This is a genomic window from Pedobacter petrophilus (assembly GCF_009674725.1).
Classification (GTDB): Bacteria; Bacteroidota; Bacteroidia; order Sphingobacteriales; family Sphingobacteriaceae; genus Pedobacter; species Pedobacter petrophilus.
Window position 1 is genome coordinate 115,856 of the sequence record NZ_WKKH01000011.1, and the last position, 20,331, is coordinate 136,186.

20 protein-coding genes are annotated in these 20,331 nt (G+C 38.9%); 14 read left to right on the forward strand and 6 right to left on the reverse strand.

Annotation, left to right across the window (positions count from 1 at the left end; translation table 11 throughout):
- Positions 1–61: 61 nt before the first annotated feature.
- Entirely contained in the window at positions 62–445 is a 384-nt protein-coding gene (locus GJU39_RS09565; RefSeq protein ID WP_154280562.1) for a MerC domain-containing protein, read from the reverse strand.
- Between the two features lie 85 nt (positions 446–530).
- Between GJU39_RS09565 and GJU39_RS09570 the strand changes: the two genes are divergently transcribed.
- From GJU39_RS09570 to GJU39_RS09590, 5 genes are all read left to right on the forward strand, one after another.
- Positions 531–1,730: a GTP-binding protein gene (locus GJU39_RS09570; RefSeq protein WP_154280563.1), complete on the forward strand. Its 1,200-nt coding sequence runs from the start codon at positions 531–533 to the stop codon at positions 1,728–1,730.
- Positions 1,731–1,820: 90 nt separating this feature from the next.
- The gene (locus GJU39_RS09575; protein ID WP_154280564.1) at positions 1,821–4,274 is read left to right on the forward strand and encodes a TonB-dependent receptor; all 2,454 of its coding nucleotides are present in this window, start codon (positions 1,821–1,823) and stop codon (positions 4,272–4,274) included.
- A 109-nt stretch (positions 4,275–4,383) separates the two neighbouring features.
- Positions 4,384–4,830, forward strand: a complete 447-nt coding sequence (locus GJU39_RS09580) for a PaaI family thioesterase (protein WP_154280565.1) — start codon at positions 4,384–4,386, stop codon at positions 4,828–4,830.
- Between the two features lie 163 nt (positions 4,831–4,993).
- Positions 4,994–5,173, forward strand: coding sequence for a hypothetical protein (locus GJU39_RS09585; RefSeq protein WP_154280566.1), 180 nt, complete (start codon positions 4,994–4,996; stop codon positions 5,171–5,173).
- A gap of 242 nt (positions 5,174–5,415) precedes the next feature.
- Positions 5,416–5,931, forward strand: a complete 516-nt coding sequence (locus GJU39_RS09590; RefSeq protein WP_154280567.1) for a glutathione peroxidase — start codon at positions 5,416–5,418, stop codon at positions 5,929–5,931.
- Here the strand turns inward: GJU39_RS09590 and GJU39_RS24275 are convergent.
- The 3 genes from GJU39_RS24275 to GJU39_RS09600 form a co-directional block, all read right to left on the reverse strand.
- Complete coding sequence (locus GJU39_RS24275) at positions 5,888–6,133, reverse strand: hypothetical protein (RefSeq protein WP_379103415.1); 246 nt, start codon at positions 6,131–6,133, stop codon at positions 5,888–5,890. The genes GJU39_RS09590 and GJU39_RS24275 overlap by 44 nt on opposite strands.
- Positions 6,134–6,215: 82 nt before the next feature.
- The gene (locus GJU39_RS09595) at positions 6,216–7,052 is read right to left on the reverse strand and encodes an MBL fold metallo-hydrolase (RefSeq protein ID WP_154280568.1); all 837 of its coding nucleotides are present in this window, start codon (positions 7,050–7,052) and stop codon (positions 6,216–6,218) included.
- A 45-nt stretch (positions 7,053–7,097) separates the two neighbouring features.
- The gene (locus GJU39_RS09600; RefSeq protein WP_154280569.1) at positions 7,098–7,541 is read right to left on the reverse strand and encodes a MarR family winged helix-turn-helix transcriptional regulator; all 444 of its coding nucleotides are present in this window, start codon (positions 7,539–7,541) and stop codon (positions 7,098–7,100) included.
- 169 nt (positions 7,542–7,710) lie between these two features.
- On the opposite strand from GJU39_RS09600, the gene GJU39_RS09605 reads away from it, so the two are divergent.
- On the forward strand, positions 7,711–8,940 hold the full coding sequence (locus GJU39_RS09605; RefSeq protein WP_154280570.1) for an MFS transporter: 1,230 nt from the start codon (positions 7,711–7,713) through the stop codon (positions 8,938–8,940).
- A 715-nt stretch (positions 8,941–9,655) separates the two neighbouring features.
- On the opposite strand, the gene GJU39_RS09610 is transcribed toward GJU39_RS09605, so the two are convergent.
- On the reverse strand, positions 9,656–10,672 hold the full coding sequence (locus GJU39_RS09610; RefSeq protein ID WP_154280571.1) for a LacI family DNA-binding transcriptional regulator: 1,017 nt from the start codon (positions 10,670–10,672) through the stop codon (positions 9,656–9,658).
- A 284-nt stretch (positions 10,673–10,956) separates the two neighbouring features.
- On the opposite strand from GJU39_RS09610, the gene GJU39_RS09615 reads away from it, so the two are divergent.
- The 7 genes from GJU39_RS09615 (at position 10,957) to GJU39_RS09645 (ending at position 18,635) form a co-directional block, all read left to right on the forward strand.
- A complete protein-coding gene (locus GJU39_RS09615) occupies positions 10,957–12,786 on the forward strand; it encodes a glycoside hydrolase family 2 protein (protein WP_154280572.1) in 1,830 nt (609 codons plus the stop codon).
- Positions 12,787–12,990: 204 nt separating this feature from the next.
- Positions 12,991–14,460 carry a glycoside hydrolase family 30 protein gene (locus GJU39_RS09620; RefSeq protein WP_154280573.1) on the forward strand — a complete coding sequence of 490 codons (1,470 nt, stop codon included), beginning with the start codon at positions 12,991–12,993 and terminating at the stop codon, positions 14,458–14,460.
- A gap of 17 nt (positions 14,461–14,477) precedes the next feature.
- On the forward strand, positions 14,478–15,305 hold the full coding sequence (locus GJU39_RS09625; RefSeq protein WP_342448191.1) for an SDR family oxidoreductase: 828 nt from the start codon (positions 14,478–14,480) through the stop codon (positions 15,303–15,305).
- 78 nt (positions 15,306–15,383) lie between these two features.
- A complete protein-coding gene (gene uxuA, locus GJU39_RS09630) occupies positions 15,384–16,553 on the forward strand; it encodes a mannonate dehydratase (RefSeq protein ID WP_154280574.1) in 1,170 nt (389 codons plus the stop codon).
- Between the two features lie 599 nt (positions 16,554–17,152).
- Positions 17,153–17,386, forward strand: coding sequence for a hypothetical protein (locus GJU39_RS09635; RefSeq protein WP_154280575.1), 234 nt, complete (start codon positions 17,153–17,155; stop codon positions 17,384–17,386).
- A gap of 193 nt (positions 17,387–17,579) precedes the next feature.
- A complete protein-coding gene (locus GJU39_RS09640; protein ID WP_154280576.1) occupies positions 17,580–18,038 on the forward strand; it encodes a hypothetical protein in 459 nt (152 codons plus the stop codon).
- A gap of 429 nt (positions 18,039–18,467) precedes the next feature.
- A complete protein-coding gene (locus GJU39_RS09645) occupies positions 18,468–18,635 on the forward strand; it encodes a hypothetical protein (RefSeq protein ID WP_154280577.1) in 168 nt (55 codons plus the stop codon).
- Between the two features lie 131 nt (positions 18,636–18,766).
- Here GJU39_RS09645 and GJU39_RS09650 read toward each other — a convergent pair whose 3' ends face one another.
- Positions 18,767–19,411, reverse strand: a complete 645-nt coding sequence (locus GJU39_RS09650) for a hypothetical protein (protein WP_154280578.1) — start codon at positions 19,409–19,411, stop codon at positions 18,767–18,769.
- Positions 19,412–19,651: 240 nt separating this feature from the next.
- Here GJU39_RS09650 and GJU39_RS09655 point away from each other — a divergent pair, with 240 nt between their 5' ends.
- Positions 19,652–20,128, forward strand: a complete 477-nt coding sequence (locus GJU39_RS09655) for a hypothetical protein (RefSeq protein WP_154280579.1) — start codon at positions 19,652–19,654, stop codon at positions 20,126–20,128.
- Positions 20,129–20,331 lie beyond the last annotated feature (203 nt).

A 20,331-nucleotide genomic window follows, 5' to 3' on the forward strand; every position in this document is an offset into this window, starting at 1 on the left:
TCTTTTATTGATGCAATAATGATGCATTAACATTAATAAATATTCATGGATTTTCATATTTTCAATTATGCGTACAGGTTCTGGCAAGTTTCAAATTTAAGAAATGCGCAGACGCAATGGCGAAACCACCTGCAGGGATTAATATGGGTTCCATTACAGTGATCCCAGAAAAATGCCCGGTAACAATACACATAAATCCAAGGATTAAAATAATGATAGGTAAAACGCGGTGATGCACTTTTTTGTAAGATTTCCCTAAAGACCATGTGCCCAAAATCAGCGACAATAAGATCATGAAGATTTCTGTAGCTGGGTTTGCCAGAAAATCTAATCCCCATAAAGGTAGCAGGGTTAGCACAAAAGGAAGGAGAGCGCAATGGATCGCGCAAGCAGTAGATGCGGTAATTCCAATTTTGTCCAGGTTTAAAGCTTTAATCATTTTCATAATAAAATTTACAGCCACAAATATAAACGCAATAATGTTGCATTTGAAAAGTCTATTGATATATTTGCAACTTAATTGCATTTATATGATAAAGAGATTACCTGTTACCGTATTGAGCGGCTTTCTGGGAAGTGGCAAAACCACTTTACTCAATTCCATTTTGAAAAACAAGCAAGGCTTGCGGGTTGCTGTAATTGTAAACGATATGAGCGAAATTAACGTAGATGCGCAGTTGGTTGATCATGCGGGCAGCTTATCCAAAACCGAAGAGAAATTGGTTGAAATGAGTAACGGATGCATCTGTTGCACGCTCAGGGAGGATTTGATGCTGGAGGTAGAGAAACTGGCCAAAGAAAACAGATTTGATTACCTGTTGATTGAAAGTAGTGGTATTTCGGAACCCATTCCGGTAGCGCAGACCTTTTCTTTTGTAGATGAAACGGCAAATATCGATTTAAGTCGCTTCAGTTATTTAGACACCATGGTCACCGTAGTAGACGCATTTAATTTCTACAAAGATTTCGGAACTTCAGAAATTTTGCAAGACCGGAGCTGGGCAGATGATGTTGCTGATAAGAGGACAATTGTAAATCTCTTGACCGATCAGATTGAGTTTGCCGATGTCATTGTGATTAATAAACTGGATTTGGTAACACCACATGATGCCAGGCTCATTGAGGCGTTGATTAAAAAACTCAACCCCACGGCGAGGCTGCATAAAACGGTTTTCTGCGAACTCAATCCGGAGTATCTTCTCCATACCAATCTTTTCGATTTCGAAAAGGCTTCGTCTGGTGCTGCCTGGAAAAAGGAATTAGAAGAAGTTCATATTCCTGAAACGGAAGAATATGGCATCAGCTCCATGGTATTTACCGCAAAAAAGCCTTTTCATCCCGAAAGGTTTTGGACCTACCTTAACCATGAATTTCCTACCAACATCATCAGAACTAAAGGTATATTCTGGATTGCTGCCATGAGAAATGTAGCGATAAATTTCTCTCAGGCCGGCGGTTCGCTGAGAATAGAATATGCCGGTGCCTGGTGGGCGAGTATGAGTAATGCGGAACGACTAAGCCAAACCGATTTTGTAGAGAATAAAGAACAGATATTAAGGGATTGGGATGAAACCTTTGGCGACCGTTTAACCGAATTGGTATTTATCGGCCAGGAAATGGAAGTAAATAAGCTTAAAACCGACCTGGATGCATGTCTGCTCACCGATCATGAGATTATTGAATACCGCAATAACATGCTGTTTATTAATCCATTCGAACACGTACTTTAACAAAAAACAGCGTCTTTCTAAAAATAAAATTTGTATAGCTTAAAATTAAATTTAGATTTGTCTAAATTTAATTTTAGATACGCTAAATTCATGAAATCGATACTTACTATTTTCTTTTCCTTCTTTACTTTGGCAGCTTTCTCGCAAAGCAAAACGATTAGTGGCAAGATTACGAGCGACCAAAAGCCGGTAAATGATATCACGGTAAAAATTATAGGGACTAACCAATCGACTAGATCAAACAGTTTTGGGGATTATAAGTTCCATGGAGTTGGGAATGAAAATATGGTGATTCAGTTTTCTGGAATTGGCTATCAGCCCGTAAAAGTTAAGGTATCGGTTCCCGGAGATAGTACCAGATGCGATGTTGACTTAAAATTGCAGACCTCAGATTTAAATGATGTGGTAATTACGGGCGTTAACCGTGCAACCGCGTTGCGGAAAAGTCCGGTGCCTATTGCCGTGTTATCCAAGAAAACAATGGATCAAAATGTAAATACCAATTTAATTGATGCCATTGTGAAGGGTATTCCCGGCGTTACTGCAGTAACAACCGGACCAAATGTTTCCAAGCCGTTTATTCGTGGTTTAGGCTATAACCGGGTACTCACTTTATATGATGGTTTAAGGCAGGAAGGTCAGCAGTGGGGAGACGAACATGGGATTGAAGTGGATGAATATGGAATTTCAAGAGCAGAAGTGGTAAAAGGACCGGCGAGCTTAACCTACGGATCTGATGCTTCGGCTGGGGTTATTAATATGATCCCAATTAACCCGATCATCGAAAACGGAAAACTTAAAGGAGATTTTACAACCAATTATCAAACCAATAATGGACTGATGGCATCCTCTTTAGGCCTGGCTTATGGTAAAAATGACTGGAAATATACCTTTCGGGCGACAGGGAAAGCAGCTCACAGTTATCAAAACAAAGTAGATGGTCTGGTATATGGTACGGCTTTCCGGGAGTACAATCTATCGGCAAGTGCCCGTGTAGATAAAGATTGGGGTTTTTCCAAAACTGCCATTACTTATTACGACAATTTAATGGAGATTCCTGATGGGAGCAGGGATTCCCTCAGTAGAAAATTTACCCGGCAAATCCTTGATGATGGCGACGAGATTAAAAATCGGCCGCTTGTTCCTGACGGAGAATTAAATACTTACGCCATTAATCCATTGCATCAGCATATTCAACATTTCAGGTTGTACAATACGAGTCAGTTCAAATTTGGTAACAGCGATTTAAATGTCTTGATTGGTGGTCAGCAAAGTGTTCGGCGGGAATATAATCATCCAACCGCACCAGATCAGGCCGGATTATACGTGGTGCTGAATACCTTAAATTACGATGTTAAATATAATTTGCCAGATTTCGCCAGGATTGAAAGTACTTTCGGCATCAACGGAATGTTCCAGGGGAACAGGAGTAAGGATGCTACAGATTTCCCGATTCCTGATTATGATTTATTTGATATCGGCGCTTTTTACTTCGCCCGTAAATCATTTGGAAAAATTGATGTTTCTGGCGGCGTTCGGATAGACAGACGAAACATCAACTGGAATAACTTTTATGTGGGTTCTGATGCACAAACTGGTTTTGGTCAGAAAGTGACGCCTAATGATGCTATTGGGCAGCTGCAGTTTCCTTCATTTAATAAAAACTATTATGGCTTATCCGGAAGCCTGGGTTTAACTTATAATTTATCAGAGAAGCTGTTAATTAAAGTAAATATTGCAAGAGGCTACCGTGCGCCGAACATTACAGAAATCGGCTCAAATGGTCTTGATCCTGGTGCCCACATCGTTTATCTGGGAAACAGAACATTTAAGCCGGAATTTAATCTTCAGCAAGATCTTGGCATTATTGCCTATTTAAAAGATGCGGATTTAAGCTTCGAAGTGTTTAATAACGATATTCAAAACTATATCTATCAGTCGCGTTTAACTGATGAAAGCGGAAACCCTGTGGTTATTGTACCAGGCAACCTAACTTATCAATATCAGCAATCTAAAGCGAGGCTTTATGGAGCAGAATTGAGTATAAACCTGCATCCATCGAACATGAAGTGGTTAAGTTTTAATAATAGCCTTGCTTATGTAGTGGGATTAAATAAAAACGAGGCACTCGTTAGTCTTCATGGAAGAAATGCCAAATATTTACCCTTTATCCCACCTTTACAAATTCGCTCAGAACTAAAGGCAACTGCTCAAAAAGCAATTGGATTTTTAGATAAACCCTATGTTAAAGTGGATGCTGCTATTTTCGCAAATCAAAATAACTTTTATGCATTGGATGAAACGGAGACTTTTACTAAAGGTTATACTTTAGTTAATGCAGGATTAGGCTCATCAGTTAAAGCTAAAAATGGCAAAGTATTAATGGATTTATTTATGCAGGTAGATAATATTTTTAATGTCGCCTATCAATCGCACCTTAACCGGCTAAAATATTTTGAATATTATACCGCATCCCCAAACGGCAGATCTGGAATTTACAATATGGGCAGAAACCTGAGTTTTAAAGTGATTGTGCCGTTTTAATCACGAAAACCAGCGGCCGGAACGAATCATCTATATTAATGAGGCAATAAAATGTAATCTATTGGGGAAGATGCGATTCTCATCTTTCATTTTTTGCTATCTTTATTTGATGGAAGAATCAGAATCATTAAGTGAGCAAAGGCTGCAGTTTTTCAGACAGCAAATTGGTGAGGTGATTAATGAATCGCCTTCTAACTTTATGAATTGGCTGGCTCCTGTGATTGTAAAAGCCGAATATGGGGTACTGGTATGTAAATATACCATTAGGAAAGAGATGACTAACCCGTTTCAGGGTTTGCATGGCGGTGTTACCGCAGGTATTATTGATGATTTAATCGGTGCAACCGTTTACCTGATGGGATTAAATGCCCGTTACACCACTGTAAATAATTATATCGACTATTTTGCACCTGCTTCTGAGGGTGATGAAATTGTGGCTGAAACCTCGATTGTGAAAAGAGGGAAAACCATTTTAAATTTACAATGTGAAGTATATTTGCCAGCTGGTAAACGCCTGATTGCCAGAGGATATTCGAACATGTTAAACATAGGTTAAATTATTCCTGATTGCTTTGCAATTATTTATTAATTCCTTAAAACTGACGAAACATTCTCCGCTAATTCTTGTTGTATCTTAACCAAAAATATAATGAGCCATGTTAGAAAATTATTCATCCCTGCAATTTATTGTGAGAGGCAAGATTTTTAAAGGATTTTGCATGCGCATTCAAGACGATTTTCATGAAACTTATGCCGTAGTTTTAGATGGGTACCACTCATTTTGTGTCTGGCTGGACAATAAAAATGAAAAATGGTGTGCATCCAAAAATGTAGCGATTGATCCGGATGCCATTAACGAAATTATTCACAGAATTTCTGTGCCGCCACAGGTTTCTTAGAAACCCGACCTAAATTATGCCTATTAGAAAAGTCCTTGCTCCACCAGATCAGGGATTTTTTTTTGGCATTTAGTACCTGGGAAACAGGGATGAAACCGCCCTATAAGCGCGTGCTATGGCGGATTGTCAAATCTTTTATTCCACACTTTCATGTTTCTGGTTTGATAAGGATTTAATTTACAAGCAAAATACCCTTGCAAAAACTATTTGTCCTTATATTCGTATATAAAATAAAATAAACGATGATCAGCACAATCTTAATTCTATTAAACTTTTTGGTTCCAACCCCGCCAAAAACTGTTTACGATTTTAGCTTTAAAACCATTGATGGAAAAGAGGTAAAACTATCAAAATTTAAGGGCAAGAAAATCATGATCGTAAACACCGCTTCAAAATGTGGCTTTACTCCTCAGTATGAAGACCTGGAAAAACTTCAAAAACAATACGGCAAAAAAGTAGTTTTAATCGGCTTTCCTGCAGGAAATTTCGGTGGACAAGAATTTTCCACCAACGCAGAAATTAAAGAATTCTGTACAGGCAAATACAACGTATCTTTCTTAATGGCTGAAAAAACCAGCGTTAAAGGTGAAGATATCAGTCCTTTATTTAAATACCTGACCTCTCAAACCAACACGGAAGAACAAGGTGATATTAAATGGAACTTCGAAAAATTCCTGATTAATGAAAAAGGAGAATTGGTACACCGTTTCCGTTCTAAAACAAAGCCAATGGATGAGGTAATTGTAAAAAACCTCTAATAGAAATTGGTGGCAGAAGATAAAAGATTCTAGGTGCACTGGGTGACGTATCTCTCATAACAACTGGTAGTACAGGGGTTTTGGTAACTGAAGGGATTCCTTTCAGGTGTGCACAAAGCGCACCGGCGAAAGTGATGCAATCATTTATGATCACATCCGGCTTCCATTGATCAGCATATTTATTTAGCCCCGGCATCATCATCCTGGCAAAGGGAACATAAGTTTCTCGAGATAATTAATAATATTTGCGGCTAAATCTGGTGTTTAAATGCTGGTGCGGCCCGTTAAAATAAGTTTAATTGTTCGGGTTGATACAAACTCGGGTCGAAATGATAAGGTGTTTCTGTATTTTTAGCAGCTGATACAAAGTAAACTTCACTTTCCTGGTCTCTGGAAGCGATTTTTATTAGGATATCTCCGGCTACCTTGTTAAACATTTCCTCAACCAGGAGCGGATTGTTATTGTCTTTAGATAAATGACTCAATAAAAGATGCGTCATATAATCCGGCCGGTGGTTTAAAAATAAATCCAGTGCCTGTGCATTACTTAAGTGGCCACGCCCACTGGTAATCCGTTGCTTTAAGAAATAAGGGTACCGGCCGTTCGCCAGCATATTCGTGCAATAATTGGCTTCTAAAAATGCGGCATGGCAACGTTTAAATTGCGTAACCAGTCGATCGCACACCGAACCAATATCAGTAAATACACCCACCCGCACCTCATTACATTCAATAGTGAAAGAGTAGGGATCTGCCGCATCATGAAATTTAGAAAAGGCAGTGATGTTAAGTTTGCCGATCTGAATGTTTTGCGTATGACTTAAACCAAAGGTATTTTGTTCATCAAGCGAAAGTTTGCTGCTTTTTAGTGTGGCCACACTGATGTAAACGGGTAGTTTATATTTTTTTGCAAATACAGCGAGGCCTTTAATATGGTCGCTATGTTCATGTGAAATAAAGATGGCTTTTACCTTTTCGATGGAAAGTCCTAATCGCGACATTCGTTTTTCAACCTCTTTACAGGTTAAACCCACATCAACCAAAACAGCTTCGGTTTCGTTGCCAACGTAATAGCAGTTTCCATTGCTGCCCGAATTGATTGAGGTGAAGTATAATGCCATTTGAAGCCGCAAGTTACGGCTTATTTAAATAATGAGAAAGTAAAACTATACCCTCGTTCCATTATATTCTACTAATCTGGTGAGCAGGGGAAGGAACGCCTGGATGAGGTTAATTTCCTCCTGGGAGAATATTTTTTCCATCGTTTGTACCAGCCATTCTTCCTTTATCTTTCTGCTGGCAATGATGTGTTTCTCGCCAAGCTTAGTCAGGCCGATGTATATTTTACGCTTATCGCCTTCATCCGGAAATCTTTCTACACAGCTGGCATCGAACAGGCGATTGATGATCTGGGATATGGCTTGTTTAGAAACCCTTTCCATCTCCGCCAGTTCTGTAGAAAGTAGCTTTCCATGCTGTTCCAGCAAAGACATCGTCAGTAATTCTGCATTGCTAAATTCAGAACTTACATTTTGCTTCCGCAACTGTCTGGTGAGGCGGGTTACGGTACTTCTCAGCTTCGCTGCAATATCTTGTGTTTGTTTCGCCATATTTGGTAAATGAACTTTACAAATATAAAGTTTATTTTTCTAACAATCAGGTATTCTTAAAAGGGTTAAGTGTTAATTTATGATTCAGGCGTGATAAAAATAGATGATCGCCATTTTAAAATGCATGTTAATTTTTATACTTTTGTAAAGTTACTTTACTAATTTAAACATGAGTATTTTTCGTTCCCTTAAACATTACAATTATAGATTATTTTTTACCGGACAAGCAGTTTCACTAATTGGAACATGGATGCAACGGGTGGCGGTGAGCTGGTTGGTTTACCGTTTAACAGAATCGGCATTTTTACTTGGATTGATGACTTTTCTAAGTTTAATCCCATCATTAATTTTAGCTCCTTTAGCCGGTAGCTATGTAGACAGGCATAATAAGTATAAAATCCTGGTGATTACGCAGATCTTATTGATGCTACAGGCCGGCGCATTGGCAGCAATGATTTGGTTTAAAGTTTATGATATGTTCTGGATCGCGGCACTGTCATTGATGCAGGGATTAGTCAATGCATTTGACGTAACTGCCAGACAATCTTTAATGGTAAATCTAATTGACGATAAGGAAGATCTTCCCAATGCGATTGCCCTTAATTCTTCCATGTTTAACGTTACCAGATTAATCGGTCCAGCCTTAGCGGGTGTAATTCTGAGTACACTGGGCGAAGATATCTGTTTCTTAATCAATTTCATCAGCTTTATCGGAGTATTGGTTTGCATGATGATGATGAAATTAAAACCTACTGCACAACCGAAATCAAAAGAGAACATTTGGATCGACTTGAAAAAAGGCTATGATTACCTTACCGCTTCACCCGATTTATCATCGATGATTTTAATGATGGCTGCGTCCAGTCTGTTAGTCATTCCGTTTACCACTTTACTTCCGGTGTTTGCGAAGGATATTTTCAGCGGCGATATCACAACTTTTAGCTGGTTTGAAAGTGCAGCAGGTTTAGGTGCGTTCTTCGGGGCAATTTATCTGGCCAGTCGAAAAATAGGGGAGAACATGCAGAAAATTGTAATTATTTCCGGCACCTTACTAGCGGTTGCTGTAATGGCATTAGCAATTTCGCCAACTTTAATCACGGCACTCATCTGTACCGCGCTGGCGGCCCTGGGTTTAATGGCGCAAACATCATCCATTAATACCTATTTACAAACACATGCTGATGATGTAATGCGTGGCAGAACCTTAAGCTATTACATTATGGCTTACCAGGGTGTGTTACCAGTTGGAAGTTTATTAATGGGTTATTTCGCGCATCAATTTGGTACGCAAATCGTAGTTGCATTTGAGGGGGTGGCAGGTCTGCTGATCGTTGGTGCTTTTGTTTATTATGAAAAACACCGCAGTCACGTAAAAGATAAATTATCATTTATGGGATAAGGTGAAGTTATTAATCCAGCCTTTTGAGCACCTCTCAAAAGAACTATCATGTTCACTTCAATTGGCGGTGTAAAAGGCCCCCAGCTGGATTGATAAAGCGCTTTTGGTAATTGGCGCTCTAAAGTACCATGCCTCCGCGGCAAAGAGCGGGCAAAAAATCTTTATAATTTATAATCAGTGGTGTTTACAAGATAATTTAGTTGAATGAGTGCCTGAAAGACGGTGTGGTTACCCTCAAAGCATTAATTTATCTTGTTATCTTTATTCGATGGGATTTATTTAGTCCTCGCCGTACGGGCTTATTTTCTTTTGACACCAAAAGAAACAAAAGTGCCGGCTCGCAATTTTTCTGTTAAAGTTAGTAGGTAGGCTTAGTCAGTGCCATCCCGAAAAATTGACCATGCCGGTCCAAGAGCAGAACGAAGAAACAGTGGTTTGGCCTTGCTAAGTAGTAATAGCAATTCCCTTTCCACGGACTATAGCACGAACACATCTTCTTGGTCTATTTTTAATACATCATGCTAACCAACTTTATTAAGTACGGGTCTTACCGAAGAACGCCGTCAATCCCAAGGGCTATCACACCACTGCGGCAAAGAGCGGGCAAAAGATCTTTTATAATTGTAATGGTGTCAATAACATAGCTTTCATCGAACTGATTGCAGAATTAGGTTTAACAAATAGCAGATCATTATCGAAATCAAGTGATACAATTCTAGTGAACAACCAGTTTGCAGTCGACTATTATTTTCTGGTAATGCAAAAGTTCCACCTCCTGATCAATCAATTGCAATAACAATTTAATTGCATTTTCGCCTACCGCTTCAGGATTTTCCTCAATAGAAGCAACCGGCGGAACATCGAGGTAAGTAATGAAGGCATTATTCCCAAAGCCGATGCATTCCATTTCCGCGAAACTTGGATGGTGGATAGACCTCAGGTATTTAATCGCATCAAACAAAATCGGCTCTTTGAAAGCAACTAAAGCTGTTGGTCTGTTTTCCGGATCTGAAAATAATTTTTGAATGGCTAAAATCGTATTTTCCTTATCGAAATCGGTATAAGCCACTAATCCGGCAACAAAAGGAATCTGGTGATCTTTCAGTGCATTAATATATCCGTTGAAACGATCATGGCTAAAGCTGATCATTTTTGGCCCGCCGAGGTAGGCTATTTTTTGATGCTTTCTCCCAATTAAAAACTTCGTAGCCTCATAACTTCCCTGGAAAGTATTTCCCAAAACCTTATGGCAATTTAAATTGAAACTTGGGTTTCTGGCATAATAAACCACCGGAGTGCCCATATTTTCAAACTGCTCCAGGTGAGCAAAATCCTTTGTGTTTTTTGAGATTGCGATAATCAGCCCGTCAACACGGCTTTTCAACAGCATATTCGCAGCCTGAATTTCTTTCGCTAACTCATCATGGGTTTGCCTGATGATGACATTGTAACCCCTCGCCGTAGCAAATTGTTCAACACCATAAATGCTGCGGGTAAAAAAGTGATCAAGCAGATTTGGGAGAATGATGCCAATAATCCGAGATTTTCTTTCCTTTAAGTTTATAGCCGATTTATTAGGTGTGAAGTGAAAATCTCTGGCCATTTCCTGAACACGTTTCTTGGTATATTCATTAATGGTTGGGTAATCATTAAGTGCTTTAGACACCGTAGATACCGACATTTTTAATTTTTCAGCCAGGAATTTAAGGGTTACCGGTGTGTTGCGAATCATCTTTTTCAATCTCTACGCATAGTTAAGTAAAATTCACAATTATTTCAAACGTTTGAAATGCCGCGGAAATCCAGTTTGCAGGTTTTCTTCACTGGTCAACAAGGTTTTTGGACAAGGCTTTTATAAATTCGTCACCAGATCTGCTAACCAAAATCCCTGATAACAGGAGTATACGTGCCCGGGAAGATAAAAAGTATTTATTTAAATGGCTTTCAGAAACACCGTGCGTTAATTAATTGTTAGTTTTGAAACAGTCAATTAATTAACAAATCAAAATACCAGTTATGCTTAGATCAAGTTTTACCGTACTTTTTATCTGCTTTTCGCTCTTCACTACCCTTGTAAATGCTCAGGTTAACGCTATTCAGAATATCCAGGGCAGAAAAATTCAAAGCCTGAACGGTAAGTGGAATTACATTGTTGATCCTTACGAAAACGGTTATTACGATTATCGCCATGAGCCTTTTGATCAATCCAAAAGCGGTACCGGCGGATATTTCGATGATCGCGTGCAAAAAGATAAAACCGAACTGATTGAATATAATTTTGATCTCTCGCCACAAATGAACGTTCCCGGCGACTGGAATTCGCAATCAGCGCAACTGTCACTTTATGAAGGGAATGTTTGGCTTCGCCGGAAGTTTGACGCCAGGCCCGAAAAAGGCAAAAAGTATTATGTGTACTTCGCCGCAGTTAATTACGAAGCCAACGTTTATTTAAACGGCAAAAAGATAGGTACGCATAAAGGTGGATTTACACCTTTTCAGTTTGATGTAACCAGCAGATTGAAAACAGGTGAAAATACTTTGATTTTAAAGGTAGACAATACAAGGAAACCGGATGAAATTCCAACGGTAAATACAGATTGGTGGAATTATGGCGGGATCACCCGCGATGTTTACCTGGCCGAATTTCCGGATCATTTCATCAGCGATTATAAACTTCAACTGGTTAAGGGAAACAACAATCTGTTAAGCTTTTCCATGAAACTGGCTGATGCAACCGCCGGACAGGATATTACCTTATCTATTCCGGAACTTAAGTTGGAAAAGAAATACAAAACAGATGCAGAAGGAAAAATTAACGATGAATTTACCTGGAATAATTTAGCCTTATGGTCGCCGGAAAGCCCGAAATTATATGGGGTAAACATTAAAAGTGATAAGGAAGATATTAACGATAAAATTGGATTCAGAACCATTCAGGTAAAGGGCGACAGTATTTTATTGAACGGTAAGAATACCTTTTTACGAGGGGTTTCTATCCATGATGAGAATCCGCTTTTAGCAGGTAGGTTACGCTCTGAAGGGGATATGCGCATGATGTTGCAATGGGCAAAAGATATGAATTGCAACTATGTTCGCCTGGCACATTATCCGCATAATGAAGAAATGATCCGTCTGGCCGATGAAATGGGGCTGATGGTTTGGGCAGAAGTACCGGTTTACTGGACCATTAGCTGGACAAATCCATCCACCTATGCCAATGCAAAACAGCAGTTAACCGATTTAATTGTCCGCGATAAAAACCGGGCAAGTGTAGTAATCTGGTCCATCGGGAATGAAACACCATTAAGCGATGCCCGTTTGAGTTTCATGAAGAACCTGGCCGAAACTGCACGTACTTTGGATGATTCACGCTTAGTAGCCGCCGCATTAGAAGTACATCGCGATGGCAATACCATGATTTTAAACGATCCCTTGGGTGAAGTAATTGATTTGGTAAGCTTTAACGAGTATGCAGGCTGGTACTGGGGAGGTACTCCGGCAGAACTTGTTAAATATAGTTTCGATATTAAATATAATAAACCCGTGGTGATCAGTGAATTTGGCGGTGATGCTTTAGGTGGCTTCCACGGCGATGAAAATACCAGGTGGAGTGAAGAATACCAGGAGGCGCTCTATAAAAACCAGTTTAGCATGTTGAGTAAAATCAGTGCTTTAAGAGGTGTTACACCATGGATTTTAGCAGATTTCAGGTCGCCAAGAAGACAGCATCCGGTTTACCAGAATTTCTGGAACCGTAAAGGATTAATCAGTGAAACAGGAAAGAAAAAGAAAGCCTTTTTCGTGGTAAAAGATTTTTATGATCAAATGCAAACGAAATATAAATAAAACTTTAAGGCTACATCAGTAATTTGTTCTGATGATTTATCTCGCTGAGCGATAAAATGTTATCCCCGAATGGCTTCAGGGGCAATGGAAAAGATACATAAGGATGATTTAATTGTGTAGCTAATGGCTGGATTTATTCGGAAATTCGACGCTTAATAATAATAAAACCGCCTGATTACGGCGTTAATGTAAATGAGAATAACAATGAAACAAAATTTGAGCATCTTATTGATTTTGGCAACGGCTTTTAGTGTATCGGCTCAAAAAAAGAAACCGGCTAAAGCGGCTGTCCGGAACTATCAGGTAGAAACTAAAAAAGTAACGGTATACACTACTGCCGAAAAATCTGATTATCGCATCAGTAAAACGGAAACCTTAAATTTCGTTGAGAACAGGCAACCTTTTGAAACAGAACCTTGTATTTTTGTAGATCCTACGGTTAAGTATCAAACACTGGTTGGCATTGGAGGCGCTTTAACAGATGCATCTGCAGAGACCTTTGCTAAACTTTCAAAAAAAAATCAGCAGGAATTGCTGGAAGCTTATTATAGCAAAGAAAAGGGAATCGGCTACTCTTTAGCCCGTACGAATATTGCAAGTTGCGATTTTTCGAGCGGCAGTTATAGCTACGTACAGGAGAATGATAAAGACCTGAAAACTTTTAGCGTTGCACACGATGAGCAGTTCAAAATTCCTTTAATTAAACAAGCCACAGCAGCAGCAGGGGGCAAACTAACTTTATTTGTGAGTCCTTGGTCGCCACCAGCCTGGATGAAGGATAATAATAGCTTAATCATGGGTGGTCATTTATTGCCGCAATATCGCCAGAGCTGGGCCAATCACTATGTGAAATTCATTAAAACATATGAGCAGATGGGTATCCCGGTTTGGGGTTTATCTGTTCAGAATGAGCCGATGGCAAAACAGATCTGGGAATCCTGTATTTACACCGCAGAAGAGGAACGCGATTTCATTAAAAACTTCTTAGGTCCAACTTTACAAAAATCAGGTTTGGCATCCAAAAAGTTAATTGCCTGGGATCACAACCGCGATCAGATTTTTCAAAGGGCAAGCACCATTCTAAATGATAAAGATGCTGCAAAATATGTGTGGGGCATCGGTTTTCACTGGTACGAAACCTGGACAGGTAGCGGCATGCAGTTTGGAAACCTGCGTCAAACCCATGAGGCTTATCCGGATAAAGCCTTGATCTTTACGGAGGGTTGCCAGGAAAAATACAATGTAAATAAGTTAGACGACTGGACTTTAGGAGAACGCTACGGTTATTCTATGATCAACGATTTCAACGCCGGAACAGCAGCATGGACAGATTGGAACATCCTTTTAGATGAAAAAGGCGGACCAAACCACGTAGGGAATTTCTGTTTCGCACCAGTGCACGCAGATACGAAGAAAGATAAATTGATTTATACCAACGCTTATTATTACATGGGCCATTTCTCTAAATTCATTCGCCCGGGTGCCAAAAGAGTTGGCGCAGCATCAAGCAGGGATAAATTACAATCTACTGCTTTCTTAAATACCGATGGAAAATTAGTTGTAGTGGTAATGAACCAGTCTGACGAAAAATTAAAATATAGTTTGTGGATTAAGGAACATGCAGCAACCACTACCAGCCTGCCACATTCTATCACCACTTTAGTAGTGGAATAAACGAGATAAAAAACTAAATGATGATAAAAAAGATCGAAAATCTGTTTACGTTAAAAGATAAGGTTGTGGTCGTTACCGGCGCCACAGGTGTATTAGGCGAAGCTTTTCTTCAAGGACTTACTTCTGCAGAGGCCACCATTGTGGTAATTGGCAGGAATGAAGAAGTGGCAAAACTTCGTACCCGGGAAGTAAATGACGCTGGCGGTAAGGCCATTTATATCATTGCTGATGTACTCGATGAGGCGGCCCTGGAAGCGGCAAAAAACAAAACCCTCGAAACTTTTGGCAGGGTAGATGCTTTGGTTAACGCTGCCGGAGGCAATGTTGCTGAAGCGGTTATTCAGCCTGGAAGTGATATTTTCGACCTTAATGTTTCCGCGTTAAAACAGGTTTTCGATTTAAATTTATTTGGCACCATTATCCCGACTCAGATTTTCGGAAAAGAAATCGCTAAAAATGGCGGTAGTATCGTTAATATTTCCTCCGTTTCTGCTACCCAGGCCATTACACGGGTATTGGGTTACTCAATGGCGAAATCAGCTGTAGATAGTTATACAAAGTGGATGTCTGTGGAGCTGGCTAACCGTTATCAGGATAAATTAAGAATCAACGGTATTGTTCCGGGATTTTTTATTACCAATCAGAACAGGGCTTTACTAACCAATGCAGACGGATCTTTAACGGCCAGGGGCGAGGCGATCATTGTAAAAACACCATTCAAACGTTTCGGTGCTCCGGAAGAATTAATCGGCGCTTTGGTTTATTTATTAAGCGATGCTTCGAAGTTCGTGAACGGAGAAAATATTACAGTAGATGGTGGCTTCTGTGCCTTCTCCGGTGTTTAGTGAAGTTCAATTCCAAAATAAAGTAAGTATTAAAAAGACCTGAACCGGCTTCGGCCAAACCAACGAACCAAATATAAAATGAAATATAAAAAATTAGAACAAACCTGGCGCTGGTACGGCCCGAATGACCCGGTAAGCTTGCAGGATGTGAAACAAGCTGGCGCAACTGGTATTGTAACTGCGTTGCATCACATTCCACATGGAGAAATCTGGCCGCTTGAAGATATCCGCGAAAGAAAAGCAATTATAGAAGCCGCTGGTTTAACGTGGTCTGTAGTAGAGAGCGTACCCGTACATGAAGCAATTAAAACCCGGAGGGCAGATGCTGATCAATACCTGGAGAATTATAAACAATCTCTTCGCAACTTATCAGATTGTGGCATAAAAACCGTGTGTTATAATTTTATGCCGGTTTTAGACTGGACACGCACACAGCTCGATCTGGAAATGAAAGATGGCTCTAAAGCCTTGTATTTCAACTGGATTGATCTCGCTATTTTTGATCTTTATATTTTAAAAAGGGTAGGTGCTGATCAGGATTATTCTGCATCGATTCTGCAAAGAGCACAAGAAAAACATGCAGGTTTAAGTGAACAGGAACTGATTGATCTCCGCATAAATGTGTTAATGGGCATTCCAAATGAGAAGGAAATTGAACTCGAAACCCTGCGTGCCAGTATCAATGAATATGGAGTAATCGGAACCCAGGGACTGAAAGAGAACTTAAAATATTTTCTAAATTCCATTGCTGATGTGTGTACAGAAGAAGGGATTAAAATGACCATTCATCCGGATGATCCCCCATATCCGATTTTAGGTTTACCAAGGATCGCGAGTACACTGGAGGATTTTAAATGCATCATTAGCGAAGTGGATCAAGCCTTTAATGGCGTTTGTTTCTGTACCGGATCATTGGGTGCAGGGATGAAAAACGATGCTTTGGAAATTTTTGATGCCGTAAAAGAACGGGTGTATTTTGCTCATTTACGTAACGTAACTAAAGATGAGGATGGCAGTTTTTATGAAGCTGATCACCTGGGTGGCGATGTTAATATGTATGAAATTATGAAGGCCATTTCTGAAGAAAATGCATTACGTGAGCAGCCGATTCCCTTTCGCCCCGATCATGGTCACCAGATGCTGGATGATTTAGCCAAAGAAAGTAACCCCGGTTATTCAGCCATTGGCCGGTTGAGGGGTTTAGCAGAACTGCGTGGCCTGGAAGTAGGCGTAACTGGAAATTATTAAGTTTTTTGTGTTGTCACATTTTTTTGTGTTGTCACATTGAGCTTGTCGAAATGCCTGGAGGTTTTAGAAGGTCCTTCGACAAGCTCAGGATGACACACTGATTGGTGATTAGTCTTGCTTGGATCCCTCGAGTGTCTTACTGAACCTGGTACGTCATGCTGAACCCTCATACGTCCTGCTGAACTTGTTTCAGCATATTTATTGATGAATCAAACTCCTGAAAATAATTTCCTGTTGTCACATTGAGCTTGTCGAAATGCCTTGAGGTTTGGAAGGTCCTTCGACAAGCTCAGGATGACACGCTGATTGGTGAATTCCTGCTTGAACCCTCATACGTCTTACTGAATCCCTCATACGTCCTGCTGAACTTGTTTCAGCATCTTTATTGATGAATCAAACTCCTGAAAATAATTTCCTGTTATCAAATTGAGCTTGTCGAAATGCCTTGAGGTTCTCCAAGGTCCTTCGACAGGCTCAGGATGACACTCATTTCTGATTCACTTAAAATGATCGTTAACATTCTTGCGGTTTATACGCATTTAATAAGATATTAAACTCATCTTTGCTTGTGGCTTGAAATTTGCCAAATTGATATCACTATGGAAAAGAACCTGCATCCCGAAAAAAAGATCTTAACGCCCTCTGTTGTTCATGATGACTTGCCAGAAGTGAAAAAACCAGAACACTTAAGGAAAAACATTCCAGGTCATGAAGACATGCTTCCTGAAAATCCGGAACGTAATTATCATCATGAAGAATTTAAGACATCAACATCAAGTCATGACGAAATTAAACATGCAGATGATGATATCTGGAATGGTGAGGATGCATAGCCATGTAAATTAGCTTTAAAAATCTTCCGCTAAAATTGAGTACCATTCTGAATTCATTTCAGAAACTGAGGCTACATCAAATTTTATCAGGTTATTTAATCAATCACTATGAAAAAAGTGTAGTTTAAATATTATTTATAGCAGTCTGTAGCGTTTGCGCATCTTTCTTCGTTTTTATCATAAAAAATATCTTATGATTAATAAGCTACTCAAAACCTTCGCACTGCTGCTTTTGCTTCCTTTTTTGTTTATTTCCTGCAAAAAATATAATCCATCCGGTACACCGCCTGATGTACTTACAGGATCATCGTGGGAAGAAGTTCCTCAACGTGCCTATAGCAAAAGGATAAGTTTTGAAAATGGAGGGAATTTTTCGATACAGTTCAGAAATCAGGATAATCAATATTGGGCTACTGTTATGAGCGGAAAATATTCCATCTCAGAAGATAAATTAACAGTTAACATTACCAGTAATGTAGAGAAATCTTCCACTGGTAAAACGATTAAAAGTACACCTGAAAATTTCCTCTTGTTCGATAAAGACAGGTTTGTTATCGAAAATAGTGTACTTACCGTAAATTATCTCACCTATCCGGCAGATGGCCCTGTGCCTACTGTTGCGAAGTTCAACAGGCTAATACCAATAGATTAAATTATTAACTTTTTCAAATGCGGGTAGGAATAATGAGAAGCCATATTAATCTCGCTATTCGAAATGTTCCGCAACGCACCTCTAATTCTCAAATAAAATAGGCTTGGTAATCTCGTTATGATGCCTCAATAACTATTACACTGAAGGTTCTAACAGCATCAAAGACTAAGAAAAAGATAGCTTCGGGATATAAAGGGCCAGGTGGATGATGCCAAAATATGTCTTTAAGATTCTTGCGGCAATCTGAAAGGTCTTAGAAATAGCCTTTGCAGATAAATGGCTCAAAAAACAATTACACCTTATTTTTCCATGTTAAAAAAACAATTAAATATAAACTAAGAGCGCCAATAAATTCATCAATTCTTCATTTGATATATGGAAATTTATTAAACAATAATCAAGGTTTATAACCCATAAATAAATATCAAAATGAAAGCAATTAAAGTATTAATGATCGCCCTGGTAGCAACTTTTGCAGTAAACGCAGCAAGTGCACAAACTAAAGAACCTGTTAAAGCCAAAACAGAAAAAACAACAGTTAAAAAGGTGCATAAAAAACATCATAAAGCTAAAAAAGCTGCTGCTGCAAAAATGTAATTACCGCACAAATGAGTTAGGTTGTAAAGCCGTTCCGGATTTCGGAACGGCTTTACTGTTTAGTTTAAGCATAATTATTTTAGGATCGTTTAGTATGTCGACATTATAAAGCGAGAGAGCTTCACACTGATTTAGCGGGATAGAAGCGAAATAATAGTAAAGATAAACCCTGTTATTGCCATTAAGAAATACAAAAATGACCTAATATCCGTAACAGTACGGCCGTTTTTTAAAACCAGCCTGCTAAAAGGCGCTGATATTAATATAGCTAAAGCAAATAAAAAGGCAAATATCAAAGCGAGTTCTTTACCTACCTGGAGATGAAAATAATTATTGGTACTCCTGAAATAGCCAAGCAGATCTCCCATCAATAAAAAATTCCAAATCAATACAAAAATAATCACCGCCGGCCATTTCATTGGAAAGCTGCCGCTGGATTGGTATTGTAATATCCCGGCTTCAACGTCTGCGGGTATTGGACTGGTGTTATTTAAAAAGCCGGTATTTGCTATTCGCGTGATCAGCTCACGACTTCCTGAACTTAAAAAAATAACCTTTTGGTTATATCCGTTAACCCTGTGCCTGATTTTTATACCTGATCTTAAAAATCCAGAAAATAGTTCAATAGAAAGAATATCAGCAGGCCGGAAATATAAATTTCCCAGGATAGATGCATTTAATCTCAATTCATTTTTATTAACCATCAACTTAGCAAATGGCCATGTAGCCCGGCCATTTCCAATGTATGCACCACCCAATTCTTCAATTTCAAACATGATAACATTTCTAGTTTATTGTAGCTAAAACTATTTAAAAGCAATGGAAAAACAAACTATTTTACATAACCTGTCCGGTTTTTAAATCACATCAGGTCTCTAATTTAAATATGAGCCATTTCTGTTGCCTTTTATCGGATCACTTAACGGGAGAGACAATTCAGAAATTAGGGCGGTTCTGGTTTTAATTATTTTTTTTATTTTGGAACTCTATTCAGAAAACATCAAAATTCTAAACCTATGGAAGTAAGAAAAACTATTGAATTAATTTTAGATGGCCATACCTTAGAAAACAAAGAAGCTATAATTTCAAACTGCGAGCATGCTTTTACTAACCCGGTAGATTATGTAAAAAATAATGACCTGGAATGGCTACTGGAGGATATGCCAGGCGCTATAATGAACGTAGCAGTTCCTATGGAACTTTATGAGTTTATCTTCAGTGGTGATAAAATTGATGAAATTCATGAACAAATCGCTGACATGTATGAAGACTTTCCGGATTTTCCTTATGATCAAAATTTAAATGCCAAGGAATATTTTACCTGGTTAAATGAGCACCTGATCGCGTATGACGAAGAAATTTTATTAATTGGAGATAGTTTGAGTGATAATTTGGATTTAATCAGTGTTTTAAAAGCGAATGTTGATCAGATTTTAGAATTATCAAAAGCAATTAATTTAATATGTAAACAACCCGCTAAGGATCTTTATTGAGGCCCTGATCCTTACCCGGCTATGGCACGAGCCAATGCATTAAAAAAATGAATTAAAAATTAATTCAAACAGGTAAAAGTTCATTAATTCTTCATTTGATATATGGAAATTTATTAAACAATAATCAAGGTTTATAACCCATAAATAAATATCAAAATGAAAGCAATTAAAGTATTAATGATCGCCCTGGTAGCAACTTTTGC